General features: G+C 33.6%; 13 protein-coding genes. 1 reads left to right on the top strand and 12 read right to left on the bottom strand.

All coding sequences use genetic code 11. From position 1 onward, the window contains the following. Nucleotides 1-108: 108 nt before the first annotated feature. From alsS to AB6B24_RS03515, 8 genes are all read right to left on the bottom strand, one after another. A complete protein-coding gene (alsS, locus tag AB6B24_RS03550; RefSeq protein WP_311802637.1) occupies nt 109-1,773 on the bottom strand; it encodes an acetolactate synthase AlsS in 1,665 nt (554 codons plus the stop codon). 154 nt (nt 1,774-1,927) lie between these two features. After that, a complete protein-coding gene (locus AB6B24_RS03545) occupies nt 1,928-3,184 on the bottom strand; it encodes a tetratricopeptide repeat protein (RefSeq protein WP_311802636.1) in 1,257 nt (418 codons plus the stop codon). Between the two features lie 27 nt (nt 3,185-3,211). After that, nucleotides 3,212-4,384, bottom strand: coding sequence for an AI-2E family transporter (locus tag AB6B24_RS03540; RefSeq protein ID WP_311802634.1), 1,173 nt, complete (start codon nt 4,382-4,384; stop codon nt 3,212-3,214). Nucleotides 4,385-4,449: 65 nt separating this feature from the next. After that, nucleotides 4,450-5,070 (bottom strand): class I SAM-dependent methyltransferase, encoded by a 621-nt coding sequence (locus tag AB6B24_RS03535; RefSeq protein WP_311802633.1) that lies wholly within the window; start codon nt 5,068-5,070, stop codon nt 4,450-4,452. Between the two features lies 1 nt (nt 5,071). After that, nucleotides 5,072-6,679, bottom strand: a complete 1,608-nt coding sequence (locus AB6B24_RS03530) for an NAD(P)/FAD-dependent oxidoreductase (protein WP_311802632.1) — start codon at nt 6,677-6,679, stop codon at nt 5,072-5,074. Between the two features lie 36 nt (nt 6,680-6,715). Beyond that, nucleotides 6,716-8,086 (bottom strand): 23S rRNA (uracil(1939)-C(5))-methyltransferase RlmD, encoded by a 1,371-nt coding sequence (gene rlmD / locus AB6B24_RS03525; protein WP_311802631.1) that lies wholly within the window; start codon nt 8,084-8,086, stop codon nt 6,716-6,718. 206 nt (nt 8,087-8,292) lie between these two features. Continuing rightward, complete coding sequence (locus AB6B24_RS03520) at nt 8,293-8,538, bottom strand: hypothetical protein (RefSeq protein ID WP_003130138.1); 246 nt, start codon at nt 8,536-8,538, stop codon at nt 8,293-8,295. A 289-nt stretch (nt 8,539-8,827) separates the two neighbouring features. After that, a complete protein-coding gene (locus tag AB6B24_RS03515; protein WP_153241464.1) occupies nt 8,828-9,649 on the bottom strand; it encodes a MurR/RpiR family transcriptional regulator in 822 nt (273 codons plus the stop codon). Between the two features lie 159 nt (nt 9,650-9,808). Here AB6B24_RS03515 and AB6B24_RS03510 point away from each other — a divergent pair, with 159 nt between their 5' ends. Then, nucleotides 9,809-10,504 (top strand): N-acetylmannosamine-6-phosphate 2-epimerase, encoded by a 696-nt coding sequence (locus AB6B24_RS03510; protein ID WP_039115419.1) that lies wholly within the window; start codon nt 9,809-9,811, stop codon nt 10,502-10,504. 61 nt (nt 10,505-10,565) lie between these two features. Here AB6B24_RS03510 and AB6B24_RS03505 read toward each other — a convergent pair whose 3' ends face one another. The 4 genes from AB6B24_RS03505 to AB6B24_RS03490 all read right to left on the bottom strand — a co-directional run bounded on the left by AB6B24_RS03505 (nt 10,566) and on the right by AB6B24_RS03490 (nt 17,549). Beyond that, nucleotides 10,566-13,073, bottom strand: a complete 2,508-nt coding sequence (locus AB6B24_RS03505) for an HAD-IC family P-type ATPase (protein WP_311843332.1) — start codon at nt 13,071-13,073, stop codon at nt 10,566-10,568. 477 nt (nt 13,074-13,550) lie between these two features. After that, nucleotides 13,551-14,999, bottom strand: a complete 1,449-nt coding sequence (gene cls / locus AB6B24_RS03500; RefSeq protein ID WP_369164170.1) for a cardiolipin synthase — start codon at nt 14,997-14,999, stop codon at nt 13,551-13,553. Between the two features lie 634 nt (nt 15,000-15,633). Beyond that, nucleotides 15,634-16,701 (bottom strand): ABC transporter substrate-binding protein, encoded by a 1,068-nt coding sequence (locus tag AB6B24_RS03495; RefSeq protein WP_311802627.1) that lies wholly within the window; start codon nt 16,699-16,701, stop codon nt 15,634-15,636. Between the two features lie 47 nt (nt 16,702-16,748). Then, on the bottom strand, nt 16,749-17,549 hold the full coding sequence (locus AB6B24_RS03490) for an ABC transporter permease (protein ID WP_029343880.1): 801 nt from the start codon (nt 17,547-17,549) through the stop codon (nt 16,749-16,751).

The raw sequence follows: 17,549 nt of genomic DNA, 5'->3' as shown, positions 1-17,549 counted from the left end.
TCATTGTCAATTTCATCTGATTTATTTCACAAAAAAAGCCCCTGAACGCTTACATGTTCAAGGGCTTCTTCTTTTATTTTTGTTATTTCACAAATTGCTTGATTGTAATCAATAAAATTCTTCAGGCAATAATTTTTCTGCTAATTTAATGTTATCAGAATAATCCAAAGGAACGTCAATTACTACTGGGCCAGTAGTATCTGGGATTGATTTAAGAATTTCAGCAAGTTCTTCTTTGCTGTGTGCACGGTAACCTTTTGCTCCCATTGCCTCAGCATATTTTACGTAATCAACATAGCCAAAATCAACGGCTGCTGAACGACCATATTTCATTTCTTCTTGGAATTTAACCATATCATAATGGCCGTCATTCCAGATAATTTGAACGATTGGAAGATTCAAACGTACAGCTGTTTCCAACTCTTGCCCTGTGAAAAGGAAGCCTCCATCACCAGAGTGTGAATAAACTTTTTTACCTGGGCGCAACAATGCGGCTGTAATTGCCCAAGGAAGTGCAACTCCGAGTGTTTGCATTCCGTTTGAGAAGAGGAGATGACGTGGTTCGTATGATTTGAAATGACGTGCCATCCAAATGTAGAGTGAACCTACGTCAACGGTTACTGTTTCATCATCTTTGACAATTTCTTGGAAAGTGCTGACCAAATCAAGAGGGTGCATTCTACCTTCTTCAGTATTTTCAGTATCAAATTCGTGTTGCTCAGCAACTTCATGAAGGCCATCGAGATAATCTTTTGTTCCTTTTGGAATTTTGTACCCACGAACAGCTGGTAAAAGATTATCCAATGTTGCTGCGATATCACCAATTAATTCACGTTCTGGTTGGTAGTAAGTATCAATTTCAGCAATGGCATTATCAATAACGATAATTCGACTATCAATTTCTGCATTCCAGTTACGAGCTTCATATTCAATTGGGTCGTAACCAACAGCAATAACAAGGTCAGAACGCTTCAAAAGCATATCTCCTGGTTGATTGCGGAAAAGTCCGATACGTCCATAAAAAGTATGTTCTAAATCATGTGAAATAACCCCTGCACCTTGGAATGTTTCAACGACAGGAATATTAACATGAGTCAATAGATTACGCAATGATGAAGCGACTTTAGCGTCTGAAGCACCAGCTCCAACCAAAATTACTGGCAATACAGCATTTTTAATTGCTTGTGCTAAATAGTTAATGTCATCAATAGAGGCATTCCCCATTTTAGGGTCTGAAAGTGGTTGAATAGCCTTGATTGATACTTCGGCATCCGTTACATCTTGGGGGATTGATAAGAAAGTTGCACCTGGATGTCCTGATTTTGCAATACGATAAGCATTGGCAATTGATTCAGAAAGTGTATTAGGGTCAAGAACTTCTGCTGAATATTTTGTTGCTGATTGCATCATTCCAGCATTATCCATTGATTGATGTGCACGTTTAAGACGGTCACTTCGTTTAACTTGTCCACCGATAGCCAAAATAGCATCACCTTCCGATGTCGCGGTCAAAAGCGGAGTCGCAAGGTTTGATACACCAGGCCCACTTGTAACAACTACTACACCAGGTTCGCCAGTTAAACGACCAACAGCTTGAGCCATGAAAGCAGCTCCTTGCTCATGACGAGTCACGACCATTTGAGGGCCTTTTTCATTTTCTAATAAATCAAAAACCCGGTCAATTTTTGCTCCTGGAATCCCAAATACATACTTCACTTTATGGTTAATCAAACTATCGACAACCAAGTTCGCCCCAAATTGTTTCTCAGACATTTTTTATTTTACCTCTATTTGTTCTAATTCATATTTCATAATCTCTTGGATTACTTCACAATCATTTTATCAGATAATAGAACCTTTTACAATTATTTTGACGCAAGTTTGTGAATTTTCTAGCTTACAATAAAAATAATTACTGACAGCTTTGTCAGTAATTATTTTTTAAGTCTGTCAGTAAATTTCTCATATTTTCATCATCCGGAACAAGTTCCAAATATTGTTCAATAATTGGTTCTGTTTTAGAAATTTGACCAATTTCTTTAAGAAAATCAATATAGTCTTCTAAAAACTCTGGATTCTCTGACAGATTGGTTTGAATGAGTTCTTCATACAAACCAGCCGCTTCAGAATCATTTTCCAAAGCTTTATGTGCTCCTGCAAAAAGCCATTTCGCTAATAAATGTTCATCTTCTAAAAGCTCTTCAAGATTAATGACAGCTTCAAAATCTTCTTCGTTGAAGTATAAATTAGCAAGCAAAAAGACTGTTTCGTCATGTAATTCTGGTAAATTTAAAGCATCCATGAGATAACGTTCTGCTGCAGCTTTGTCCTTTAGTTTGAAACTAATTTTTGAAGCGAAGTGTAAGAGAGGAACGGCATTAGGATTTTTTTTCATCCCTTTCTTTGCCATTTCTAGTGCAGCTTCAAATTCTTGATTAGCTTCTAGGGTTTGGGCATAGGCTAATTCATAGTTCAAAAATTCAACATCCATTTTTTCTAACCGTTTGAAATTAGCAATGGCTCTTGTTTCATTATGAGTTTCTCCATAAATAAGAGCAATTTTATACAAGGTTTCCGGTTTTTCATCAAATTCTAGTGATTTTTCAAGAAATGATATGGCATTCTCAAAATTACCTAATTGGGCATAAGAGTCACCAATTCTTTGATAAATAGAAATTTTTGTTTCATGTAAAATTTTGCGTTCTGAAAGTTTTGCATATTCGGTAATGGCAGCTGAATAATCACCTTGTTCAAAGTAGGACTCAGCCAAAGCAAATGTAATCAGAGGAGAATCCGATAATTCTCTTGCTTCTTCTAACTTAGAAATTGCTGTTTCAAAATCACCTTCAAATTGGTATAAGTCAGCAATTTTGACTAAAGCAGCAATATAATTTTCATCATTCACCGGGATTTGATAAAGGTAATTTAATGCTTCATCCAAATTACCGTTATCTTCTGCAATTTCTGCTAAGTTAATCAGGTAATCAGTTGTTTCCGGATCTTCTGACATAATTTGATCATAAATTTTTTGACTTTCATCAATGAAACCCATCATTTGCAAATATTCGGCTAGGTCAGCCAACATTTCACTATTATCATTTTTTAATGCTTTGGCAAGTGAATTTTGCATTCCAATCAGATCTCCCTGATGTAAGAAATCAATTGTATCTTCTGAATAAGACATTTTTCTCCTTATTTTTTATTCTATTAATTACTCATTTGCTTCTTCTGTAGCCGTTTCTTCACGATAAAGAACTGAAATTTCACGGTACCATTCGAAAACATGGACAATAATAACTTTCAAAGTTGCATAGAATGGAATAGCAAGTAATACTCCCCAGACACCCAGAATTTGACCTGCTGTCAGTAAAACAAATAATATTGTAATTGGATGGATTGACATTTGTTTTCCAAGAACTAAAGGAGAAATAAATCTTCCTTCAAGTGTTTGCTCAATAATAAGGACAATGATTACTTTTACAAGCATCAAAGGTCCACCAATTGCTAAACCAACAATTACCATTGGGATAGCAGCTAAAAATGAGCCTAAAAATGGAACTAAATTCAAAAATCCAGCGGTGATTGCTAAAGCAACTGCATAACGCAAACCAATAATAGGTAAACCAATCATAAACATGATAGCAACCGCAATTGCGACCAAAACTTGGCCACGGACATAATTTGAAAGCTGACTATTAATTTCGTGCAAAACTTTTGAAGTTTCTTTACGCCAATCATTTGGCAATAAATGAGTGACAAATCCATTTAATCTTTGACCATCTCTCAATAAGTAAAAAAGAACAAATGGGAATACAATTAATGAAATTAAGATACTTGTTGTTTTACTGATGAGATGTGAAAGAGTCGTAACAGCATTAACAGAGAAAGCTTTTGACCAATCAATCAATTGATTACCAATTGACTTAGCAAACTGGTCAACTTGTGGTCGAAATTGTTCAAAATGTGGATTTTTTGCTAAAGCATTAATCTCTTTTTGAGCAGTATTCACATAGTGAGGGACTGACGAAGCAAAATTATCTACTCCACTGATGATATTAGGAATAGCAACAATTAAGCCCCAAGCAATCAAAGCTGCAATTATTAAGAAAAGAACAATAATCGTAACAACTCGTGGGACTCTTTTCTTTTCCAAAAAATCAACAATTGGGTTAAGAAGATAATAAAAGACAGCTGCCAAAATAACGGGCAGCGAGATAACCGTTATAAATTCTCCTACAGGTTTAAAAATAAATCCAACTTTATTGAGTAAGAGAATATTCAGTAATAAGAGAAGGACGATTGCTAAAGCTGCAACTACTTTATTATTAATAAACCACTTGAAAAACCAAGAGGCTTTGAAACCTCGGTGTTGTTCTTGTTCCATATTTTTTTCCTAATTCTTTTTTTAGAATTACTGACAGATATTGTTCAAAGTCATTTAGTGTTCTGTCAGTAATTTTTTTCTAGTTCATAATATTGAATCTGTAAAAAAAACTTTTTGTCAGTAATTTTCCAACCGTTGTGATTAAAAATTCTTGTCAGTTCTTTTGGCTGATAGACTTTTACATCTCCTTCTGTTGAAAATTTATTAAGTCGCCAATTATAGGCTTTTGTAATAAATGGAATATGAATCTCAGCGATGACCAATTTACCCTCTGGTGCCAGTAGTCGTTTAGCTTCTGCTAAAAAAGCTTCAGGTGAAGGAAAATGATGAAAACTAGCTGAACAAATAATCAAATCAAAATTAGCATCCTCAAAGGGAACTTTTTGAGCAGAGCCTTGCTTAAAAGTAAAATTAGGATGCTTAACTTGAGCAATTTTTATCATTTCTGACGAAATATCTAAGCCACTTCCAAAAATTTTCTCTTTTTGATTTAACATTGCCAAAAGCTTTCCATTAGCACAACCAACATCTAAGATTCTTGAATTTTTTTCAATTTTTAAATGTTTACGAATAAATCTCTTGAAAAAGCTGGCCAAAAATCCATCAAAACTATGATCAAAACGACTCGCAATATGGTCATAAAAGTCTTCAGATTCTCTTTCGTAATCATGAGTCTTTTGAACCATTTTAGTCCTCCATCAAAGGTTTAGCGAATTCTGCAATCATGCTCTCAGCACATTTCAAACCGTCAATACCGGCTGAGACAATTCCGCCAGCAAAACCAGCCCCTTCACCTGAAGGATAGATTCCTTTTGTCGAAACAGATTGATAATTTTCTTCATCACGATTAATTCTGACTGGTGAAGACGAACGAGATTCAACCCCTGTCATTACAGCATCAGAGAGTGCAAAGCCATGCATTTTTTTATCTAATCCAACAATTGCTTCACGCATAGATTGTGTAACATAGTCTGGGAATAGTGATTCAAGATTTGTTGGTTTCACTCCCAAAGCATAACTAGGTTCAACTGTTCCCATTGCTTTAGAAGCTTTTCCATCAAGAAAATCTCCAACAAGTTGAGCTGGTGCTTGATAATTAGAACCACCTAATTCAAAGGCTTTATGTTCTAATTCCTTTTGGAACTCTACTCCAGCAAGTGGATGGTCAGTCGGGAAATCTTCTGGAAAAACTTGGACTAAAAGTCCAGAATTTGCATTTTTTTGGTCTCTAGCATGTTCAGACATCCCATTAGTCACAAGGCCACCTTCTTCTGATGCAGCTGGGACAACCAATCCTCCTGGACACATACAGAAAGTATAAACCCCACGGCCTGATGATGCCTTATAAGTTAAGCGATATTCTGCTGCTCCAAGACGCGGATGGTCAGCAAATTCTTTATATTGTGCTTTATTAATTAAAGATTGGGGATGTTCAATTCTGACTCCAACAGCAAAGGGTTTAGCTGTAATCGTTACCCCTTTATCATAAAGTTCTGAGAAAGTATCACGTGCCGAATGACCAATGGCTAAAATAGCCTGATTTGTTTTAATAATATTTCCGTCAGCAAGTTTTACAGACTGTAATTCTTCATCTTCAATTAAAAATTCTTCAACTTGAGCATCAAAATGAACTTCTCCGCCCAACTCAATAATTTGTTTTCGGATATTTTTAACAATATCACGAAGTAAGTCGGTTCCGACATGAGGATGTGCCTTATAAAGAATATCTTCTGGGGCACCAGCTTGTACAAATTCCTCCAAAACCTTACGACCACGCAAATCACGAACACGACTCGTTAATTTACCGTCAGAAAAAGTTCCTGCTCCACCTTCACCAAATTGAACATTCGATTTTGGATTAAGTTTTCCTTCAAGCCAAAACTTATCAATTGATTTTACACGCTCGTCAACAGCTTGGCCTCTTTCAAGAACAATTGGCCGATAACCATTTTGAGCCAATAATAAAGCCGCAAACATTCCTGCGGGACCAAATCCAATGACTACAGGCCGATGAAGCATTTTTTTATTTCCTATAACTGGATTGACATAATCTAATTCAGGTGCCAAAGAAACATTTTTTATTTTTTTAGACAGAATTCTTGCTTCATCTTTAAGTTTAATATCAACAGTATAGATAAAATCAATTTCGCCTCTATGTCTTGCATCAATTGATTCTTTGTAAATTCGATAATCCAGTAAGTCAGATTCTTGTAGTCTTAGTTTTTTCAAAACGAGACTTTTAACCTTACTGACAGGTTCATCAATTGAAATTTTGATTTGTGTTATGCGAATCATGATTTTCTTTCTATGAATAGGATTTATTATCCTCTTTTATCTTTTATTAAAACTAGCAACTAATTCAATATGATGCGTTTGTGGGAATAAGTCAACTGGTTGAACTTTATCCAACAAATAGCCCTCAGCTTCAAAGCGAACAACATCACGAGCAAAAGTTGCTGGATTACAAGAAATATAAACAATACGTCGAGGATTCATCATTGCTGCTGCTTTAATAAAGCCTTCATCCAACCCTTTTCTTGGTGGATCAACAAAAATGACATCGGGATTTATTCCTTCTGAAAGCCATTTAGGCATGATTTTTTCAGCAGTTCCAACCTCATAATGTGTATTTTCAAGTTCATTTAATTGAGCATTACGTTTAGCATTTTCAACGGCTGCTGGAACAACTTCCATGCCATAGACTTTTGCAACTCTATCAGCCATACTAATTCCAATCGTTCCAATACCAGAGTAAGCATCAATAACAACATCACCTGGTTTTAGACCCGCAAAGTCATAGGCAGTTTCATAAAGTTTTTCAGCTTGAGGTGTATTAACTTGATAAAAGGCAGGGGCTGAAATTTGATAAGTTTTATCTAGCATCAAATCTGTGATGAAATCTTTGCCGTATAATAAAATAAATTCTTTTCCTAAAATAAATGAACCTGTTCCAGAATTAATATTTAATTGAACAGATTTTATATTTGTAAAACGTTCAACCAAATGATCAATCACAAGTTCAACCATTTCTGGAAGTTTTTTACTTGTAACGACTAAAGTAATCATCATTTCACCCGTGTGGAATGCTCGACGGACAACGATATATCGCAACCAGCCTTTTCTCGTTTTCTCGTCATAAGCTTGTAAATTAATCTTTCGAAACTCATCGCGCAAAAAAAGAACCACAGCATCAATCTCAGGATGTTGAATATAAAAATCTTCCACAGGAATCAAAGTATGAGAATTCTTTCGATAAAATCCTGTAGTTAAAAGCCCGTCAATCATTTGGACAGGAATTTGTGCTTTATTTCGATAATTAATTGTTTTAATTGCTTCAACTACTGGTAAAACTGGATAATCAGATTTACCAGCTGTTTTTCTCAAAATATCTACTACTTGCTTATGTTTAAATTTCACTTGTTCATCATAAGATAGATGACCAAAATCTGCGATTCCGGTGCGCAAATAATCAAGGTTAAGCTGAGTAACACGATGTTTACTCTGACTTATAAATTCATCCACACGCCCAAATCCAAAAGATTTCCCAACCTTAAGCACATGCATTTTGATACGTTCCCCAGGTAAAGCATTATCCACAAAGAAAGGGAAAGAGTCGATTTTAACAACCCCTTGTCCTTCATGTGTTAAGTCAAGGACTTCTGCTTCAAATATATCGTTTTTCTTGAAATTTGTCATGTCCATATTATAACACATATTATCATTTGGGTTCTATAAATGAAGAGTATTTAAATTTTTGAAAAAATATACTCCATAATTCCCGGATTCTTTCACCTAAAATATTGTTAAAAGTGTAGTCAAATATTTTTCGACAATAAAAAAGCCACTCACAAGGTAAGTAGTTCTAATTTATCTAATAAAGAAAGTGTAGTCTTTATTATGAATTTACATTAACGCAAAATCTCTATTCTACGTTGAGCACTTGCATGAATGAGTTTCACTTTATTTTCTCCAAAAAGTTTTACTAATTTATCAAATTCTGCACTTTTAGCAAATTTTTCATTATGTTTCATATTTTTTTTGCCATTTTTTTTAGATTTCAGTGAAATATAAATTTCTTGTCCTTTTTCATTACGTGGAACAAAATTAGTTTGTTCTAAAATTATTTTTTCAATTTCTTTTTTTGATTTCGCCATTGAAACAATACTCCTTATTCTTTTTTATTCAATAAATATCATAGCATAAGATCGTCAAAAACTTAAATATTTATCATTTGCTTATTAATTTAAATAAGATGAAATATATTTTCCATCTTTACTCTTTAAAATCATTTAGTTTCTTTCTTCAGTCCACTTTCAACCAGCCTAAGCCACTTTTTAATTTCTTTAATATCTTCATCACGGTAAAAGAAAATCAAATTTAAACAGTAGATAGGTAAAAAATTAAACTGAATTTTTTTACGCAAAATTACTAATCACCAAATAATTAATCTATTGATTTACTAATAACCGCTCTGATAATTTCTTCACGACTTTTTAAAGCCTCATTTTCAAAAATCTTTTCGTGATGTCTTACTAGGAGTTCACAAATGTATAACTGTGATATTTTGCCAGATAAAGAACCACCATCAAAAAATTCTTCTGCTGTTGTTTGCAGCACAATGTCTGAAAGCTGAGCAATTGGCGACACTAAATTACTGGTTATTGAAAGGATTTTAGCTGTATGTTCTTTAGCGATTTTAAGCGATTCATATAAATCTAAAGTCCTTCCTGATAAAGAAATTCCAATAACCAAATCAGTGTTTTTTAGAATAGCGGCCGTTTGGGCCTGAAAGTGAGTGTCACTAATTGCTTTAGCTTGAATACCAATCCGTAAGAACATTGCCTCCAAATCTTTTGCCGTATTTCCGCTTAAGCCAACACCAAAAATATAAATTGCTGAGGCATTTGAGAGTAATGCAGAACTCCTCTCCAATAGTTCTATAGACAATTTTCTTTTTGTTGTTTCTAGACTGTTGACAATTTTTCTCTCTTTTTCGTCAAAGAATAACTCACTATCTTTAGCCTGAGATTCTTTTTGAGAATAGTCTTCTTTTGCTATCTCAATTTTTAAATCTGAGAATCCTGAAAAACCTAATTTTTGACAGAATCTGATAATTGTCGCATCTCCTACATGAATCTCACTTTTAATATCATTCATCGTTCCATAAATAATATGATTAGGTGACACTAATACGTAGTTAGCAATTTTTTTCTCAGATTTGGTAAGAGTTTTATATTTTTCTTCAATGACTTGTTCGATTTTCATAATATCCCTTTGGTAAATGTAGTTAGCTTTTTCTTTATTTTACTATTTTTTTATATTTTTTAAAATGAATTAGAAAAAGTTGACAAAAATGTAAGCGCATGCTATATTAGTTATTGGAGAATTTCTCCATTATATCTTAAATTGGAGGATGAATAAACAGTGAAAAAAGAAGTATTTTTAGACAAAGTAAAAAATGGAATTATTGTATCCTGTCAGGCTTTACCTGGTGAAGCTTTATATTCTGAAAAAGGTGGTATCATGCCTTTGATGGCTAAAGCAGCTGCACAAGCGGGAGCCGTTGGAATTAGGGCAAATTCTGTAAGAGATATTAAAGAAATTCAAAAAATAGTTGATTTACCAATAATTGGTATTATTAAAAGAGATTATCCACCACAAAAACCTTTTATTACTGCTACCATGAAAGAAATAGATGAGTTAGTAGCCACTTCTTGTGAAGTCATCGCCTTGGATTGTACCTCTAGAGAACGTTATGATGGCCTAACTATTAATGAATTTATCAAATCAATCAAAGAAAAATATCCAAACCAACTTTTGATGGCAGATTGTTCAACCTTTGAAGAATGTAAAAATGCATATGAAGCTGGGGTAGATTTTGTTGGTACAACGCTTAGTGGTTATACAGATGAAAGTCCAAAACAAGATGAACCTGATTTTGCCTTACTTGAAAAACTAGTTGAGGAGAAGATTCCAGTCATTGCAGAGGGAAGAATTCATAGTCCAGAACAAGCCAAACGCGTTTATGATATTGGTGTTGATGCCATGGTTATCGGGGGAGCAATAACCAGACCTTTTGAGATTGCCACACGATTTATAAAAGCAATTGGCGAAAAATAGTAGCCCATTCATCGGAATAAAAAAAAACACCGCCAAAAAGGATGGTGTCTTTTTTTTATGCTTATCTCTCGTTTACATTTTCTTTATTAACCTGAGATCTTTCCCAATTATCGACTAATATCTTCTTATATTGAGGTCTTTCAATCGCTGCTTTTGCATTATACTGTCTTAATTTGGTAAATGAAAATCCACTGATTAAGGCTAAACCTACAAGAAGTATCGCAATTTTCTTTGTTTTTCTCTTTATATTTTTAGAGAATAAAGCTCTAACCATAAGAATCATTAAGATACAGATAATTGTTGGTATAACAAATCTGAAACTTTTGAAAGGTGCAATTCCTAAAAATTTAGTTACTGGTGAAATAAAGTAAGTTCCATAAAAGAGTGCTGTCATTCCGACAATAACAATAGCTCTAAAGCGGCTTAAGGGACGGCATAAGAGATAGAGTGAAAAGAGTTGAACACTACCAATAACCAAAGTTACATCACTGATAAACTCCTTATAATGAGTCACAAAGTGTCCATCGGTAAATGTCGTATAGATTGGGAATTTATAGGCCAAGCTGAACATTACAAATATAGCAATCCCAATAATTATCCCCGTAGGTAGAGCGTTGTCTCTAATTTTTTGGAGAATATCATCTTCATTTCTTTTTTCATCTTTTTCTAGCACAAGTAAAGCACTAGGAATTCCGACGGTAAAGATACCCATCATCATTAAATTTATTGATTCTAATGGGAAGAGATGACGTGTAATTAACAATAGAACTGTTAAGGTAAAGATGTATATCACTCTTAGAAGATTCATACTAGCAACACGTGTAATATTATTAATTACTTTTCTTCCCTCTTTGAGAATATTTGGAAGAACAGAGAAATCATTTTTCAATAGAATAAATTGAGCAACTGACTTTGTAGCTTCATTACCGCTTCCTAAGGCAATTGGACAATCTGATTTTTTAAGGGCGAGAATATCATTAATTCCATCTCCAATCATTCCCACAGTATGACCATTTGCCTGTAAAGCAGCAATGATATCCCGTTTTCTTTCTGGAGTTATGCGACCGAATATTATCTTTTCTTCTACCACTTCCTGTAGTTCTTTTTCACTTTCAGGAAGTTCTGATAGACCAATATAATCCGCTTCTAAACCGACCTCTTTTGCAATAAGTGAGACCGTTTTTGGATGGTCACCCGAAATAATTTTAATCTGAGTCCCTTGTTTTTCAAAGTATTCTAATATTTTTTTAGCTTCTTTTTTAGGTCTATCTTTTAAGAAAATAAGACAAAGAAGTTGGCTTTTTTCTCCCAAAACATTATGAGAGAGAGCGAGAATTCTATAACCTTTTTCCAAGGCTTCCTCAATATCAGCTTGTTGTTTAGGAGTGATATCTTTTGCTACTAAATCAAAAGCTCCTAAAATATAATTTCCTTTATTTTTAATTTCTACAGATTGATATTTAGTTTCTGAGCTAAAAGGTTGATATGAAACTAATTCAAAGGTATTTTGTTGACCACTAGTAAAATATTTTGTCAAAGCCTCCATTGAGGAATTTTGTTCTTTATCTAAGGAGATAATATATGAAATGATATCATTTGTTTCAGCTTTATCATTATAGTATAGAACATTTTCAACATTCATTTGTCCTTCGGTAATTGTTCCCGTTTTATCTAAACATAAAACGTCAACTCTAGCCAATGTTTCAATTGCTGATAATTCTTGAGTCAAAACATCCATTTGTGAAAGTTTAATGACACCTAAGGCCAAAGCAACTGATGTAAGCAAGACTAATCCTTCAGGAATTAAACTTGTAATCGTTGTTGCTGTTCCAACAATCGCCATCTTTCTTTGAGGAATCACTGACAAGTTTAATGACGAAAAGACGAACTGGTTCAGCAAAACAAGAATTGAAATAGGAATAATTCCTATTGCGATAATTTTTAAAATTTTATCAATTTGTTGTTGAATTTTTGATTTTGATTTTTTTAAAACTGAAGCTTCTTTTGTGAGTTTACTGATAAATGTATGATTCCCGACTGCCTGAACTTGTGCTTTTGAAGCACCTTGCATGACAAGACTACCTGAATAGATGAAATCACCAACATGTTTTTCGATAAAATCAGATTCTCCGGTAATCATGGATTCATCAACATCTAGTCCTTCTTCCAAACATATCGCATCCACCGGAACCTGAACCCCTTTTTTCAGACAAATAATATCATTTAAAACAAGCTCTTCTTTTTCAATACTTACTTGTTCACCTGCTCTTATCACTTCGACTTTATCTTGTTTTAGAAAAGAAAGTTTTTCAATAATTCTTTTGGCTTTAATTTCTTGATAGATGCCAATTGAGGTATTAGAAATAATTGAGAAAATAAACAGCATATTTTTATAAGAACCAATGATAAATAACACAACCGCAAGTACTAGATTGAGTAAATTAAATAAGGTCATTGAATTTTTAATGATAATATCTTTATTTGAATTCCCAACTTTAACCGTCATGATATTCAAATTTCCAAGTCTTTTTTGTTCTTCGACTTCTGCATTTGACAGTCCTTCGGTCATGTTTACTTTATTCAATATCTGCTTTTCCTCCTAAACTAATTTCTTTAATTATTATATCTAAAATTTTACCTTTTTTTCTTACATTTTTGAAAGTATTTGAAAAATTATTTTATCAAAAAAGTTATTAGAAGGCTAATAATTCTAATAACTTTTTAGCTTTTAAATTATTTATTGATTATAAAAGATTTTTATTTGTTCAATATCAGACAAGTAAAAACGTCGCCTCATGCAGTAGCTAAAAAAACATGCTCGATAAGTTCAGCAAACCTTTTGACTTTTAATAGACAATCATAGCCTTAGTGAGTATGAATGATTTGTAGCATCTATTACTCTACTCTTGGATAATTGACTTTCAGTTATAGGGAGAATTACTACAAAATAAAAACCACTAAAATTTTCAAGTGGTTTTTATTTTTCAATATTCATGTATTTTAAAAGAGTCAATTCATCCTTATTAAGCCTTATATACAGGACCATTTATAATATCGGACTAAGTAATCTCGAAAAGTTTTGCTTGATTTTAAGCCAGATAGATTGTTGGGCAATTTCTTCATCGGTAAGTAGCTTAGAATTTCTTAAGTCTCCCTCAAAGGTCCTTCTCATCTCTTTTGCTATAGTTTCATCATAACAAAAGGCACTTATCTCAAAATTTAATTCATAACTACGAATATCTTGATTAGTTGTGCCAAATACACCTAATTTTCCATCCATTACAAGGGTTTTAGAGTGTATGAAGCCATTTGTATAATTGTATATTTTCACACCGTGTTTATGCAGATAATTTGCGTAATATTGTGTTGCTCTAAAAATAAACGGATGATCTGGCATATTGGGAATCATGATTCTTACATCAACACCAGAATTCGCCGCTGCTACAAGCGCCGTTATCATCGAGTCATCAGGTATCAAGTAAGGCGATTGAAGCCAAATATAGTCTTCCGCATCCATGATCATTTTAATAAAACCTGTTCTTAAGGTTTTATTATCACTCTCTGGTCCGTTAGCGACAATCTGAATATCAATGTTCCCTTCTTCTTCTGGTACCACAAAATATGAATCTTCTCGTTCGAGCTTATCTTTAGGATCTCTGACTGAAACATTCCAATCTCGAATAAATGTTTCTTGAAGACCAAAAGCTGCTGTACCCACAATTCTACCGTGTGTATCACGCCAGAAGCCAAACTTTTTACTGTTATAAATATATTGATCACCAACATTAAAACCGCCAGTCCAACCAATTTGACCATCTATCACTACAATTTTACGATGTAAATGATAGTTAAGTCGGGTTTTTGTTAGTGTATTACGCGATGTGATAAAGGCTGTGACCTTACCTCCTGCCTCTTCCAAAGGTTTAAAGAAATCTTTTCTCGTTTTTCCTCCCCATGGATCGTAAACTACTCTAACTTCCACCCCTTCTTTAGCTTTTTCAATTAGATGATCGCGAAAAGCAGTTCCAATTTTGTCATTAAAGAATGCATAGTACTCTACATGAATATTATCTTTAGCATTCTTTATGTCGTCAAACAAGGCTGAAAATTTATCTTCTCCATTCAGATAAAAATTCACTTTATTCCCACGACAAAGTGGTGTACGTTCGATATTATTAAAATACCTTTTCAGTAATCTTTCATGGGGTGCCATTTCTTTTGGCTCAAATTTTTCATTATTTTCACGCACCCTTTGGGCAAGAATAGACAGATTATATTTATTTTCTTCTTCAAAACGATTTGTTGTTGTTCGATCAAGCCCTCTTCCTAAAAAAAGATAGCCAAGGAAACCAACCCCTGGTAAAAAGAACAAGAACATAGACCACGCAAAAATACTGGCAATAGACCTAGGTTTCCGAAAAATTGTCACAAGGGCAAGCAATGTGTTTATCGTTATTAGTGTTCCCATCAAACTATAGATTGTCGCAAGTGACATAAAATATTTCTCCATAATCTCCATAAAATAATACTATTTATCTAATTATATCAAAATTTATTGGATACTTTATTTATTTTATCTAAGCAAAATTTAATGTTATTTTTATAAGTGTTATTGATTCATTAATTCTTAATGCATTTGTCTTATCTATACCATTTAAATAAACCAACTCTCAGCCTTTTCTTTGCCACGCGCCATTGCAGTAACAAAAGAAAGCCTATCCACAATACACACATCTTTTCTTTCAGTATCAAATTTTCAAAATTCATCTCATATCTTTTCTTCTGTTTATTTTACATTTCCATGTGTGATATATGGTTCAATCAAACTGAATGACATCTCCTAAACTAATTGTTCCATTTCTATCTGCTTGTTCATTTTCTTCAGTTAACCCTGAGTTATTGATATAGTCACCTTCAATATCACTCATTTGATGATAAAAAATTTTCTATAAATCAAAAAACATTCCCTAAGGAATGTTAAAACTTTTTAAATTTTATACCTGCAAAAATGCACTGAAAAATTTGTCCATTTCTATCGGTTATCGAAAACTATTTTAATTTTGATTGACTTCTTCTAATAAAGCTAAATTCAATGAATAACGATAAGAGAGTATTCTTATGATTCTTTTTTATTTATTCATTTTAAATTCTAAATATAAATCATTATAAATTCCAGTCCAATATGGATTAAGGTTTTTGTAGGCTTCATCGTCTTTGATGGTTGCTTCATCTGGATAAAAGGATTTATTATCTCGAATTTCTTTGGGTAAGAGGGCTTTGGCTTTCAAATTTGGGGTTGCATAACCAATCCACTGCGCATTTTGGGCTGCATTTTTGGGTTCTTGCATGAAATTAATAAAAGCGTAAGCCGCTTTGACGTTTTTAGCTGTTTTTGGAATGGCCAAATTGTCATACCAAATATTTGTTCGCTCGGGGATAACGTATTTCAAGTTTTTATTTTCAGAGGTCATCTCTGCTGCTTGTCCGCTATAAACAACGGCTAAAGGTGTTTCATTATTAATCATGTAATTCATGATTTCATCACCCAGAATTGCTTTTACATTTGGCGTAAGTTTTAGAAGGTCTTGATAGGCTATATCTAGCTCTTTTTGGTTGGTTGTATTTAATGAATATCCATGTTTACTAAGGACCATCGCCATAACGTCACGCACACTGTCTGTCAGTAAAATTGAGTTTTTGTAAGTTGGTGACCAGATATCATTCCACGTTTTTGGTGGCCTTGTTACTGTTTTTGAATTATAAACAATCCCTAATGTTCCCCAGAAGTATGGAACAGAATAGTGATTTCCTTGGTCAAAAGCCGGATTGAGGAGTTTAGGGTCATCATCTTTCAAACCTTTAATTTTACTATGGTCTAGCTTAATGAGCAAATTTTCTTTGGCCATTTTTTCAATCATGTAATCGGAAGGAACAATCAGGTCATAAGCTGTTCCTCCTTGTTTGACTTTTGAATACATGGCTTCATTGGAATCGAAGGTCATATAGTTTACTTTATAACCTGTTTCTTTTTGAAATTTACTAATCAAGTCTGGGTCGATATACTCTCCCCAGTTAAAAATGGTCAGGCTATTATTTTGAGTTTTGACTCCATCAGCAGCTTTCATTCTATTAGTAATCAGTCCTAACGAGGCAGTAATAATCAAAATTCCTACAAAGAAGTATAATATTTTTTTCAAGTTTCTCCTTTCTATACTTTGAGCTACAAAGTATCAGTAAAATAGTTTTAAGTCAGATTTGAAGATTTTCCAACAGTTTCTGAATCTCTCATAATATAATAATAGCCTATAACTAATAGAATTGAAAAGAGAAATACAAGGGTAGAAAGGGCATTAATTTCTAAAGAAATTCCGGCGCGAGCTCTGGAATAGATTTCAACTGATAGGGTTGTGAAATCATTTCCTGTGACAAAGAAAGTGACGGCAAAATCATCTAAAGAATAAGTAAATGCCATAAAGAAACCAGCAATAATTCCCGGTGTTAAATAAGGCAGGGTAATTTCACGCATTATTTGACTTGAATTTGCCCCTAAATCATTTGCGGCGTCAATGAGTGAACTATCCATTTCTTGATAAAGCGGCATTACCATCAAAACAACAATAGGGATAGAGAAGGCAATATGACTGAGTAAAACAGACATAAAACCAAGTTTCATTCCAACAATTGTAAATAAAATTAGGAAGGAAGCACCGATGACAACGTCTGGGGAAACCATTAAGACATTATTTAAGCCCAGTAAAGTTTCACGACGTCTTCTCTTGAATTTAACAAGGTTCAAAGCTCCAATTGTTCCAATAACTGTAGCAATCAGTGAGCTTAAAAAGGCGAGAAAGAAAGTTTGAACAACAATCAGAATTAGACGACTGTCAGCAAATAACGTTTTGAAATTATCTAATGTGAAACCTGTAAATTTGCTCATATCACTTCCGGAGTTGAATGAGTAAAAAATAAGGTAAAAAATAGGTGCATATAAAAGGATGAGGACAAAGGTGAGGTAAACTTTACCAAGTGAATTTTTCTTTTGCAA

It is taken from the genome of Lactococcus sp. AK05 (assembly GCF_041026685.1).
Lineage (GTDB): Bacteria > Bacillota > Bacilli > Lactobacillales > Streptococcaceae > Lactococcus > Lactococcus lactis.
Note: the sequence above shows the minus strand (reverse complement) of the source record. Positions and strands in the feature narration are given on the sequence as shown.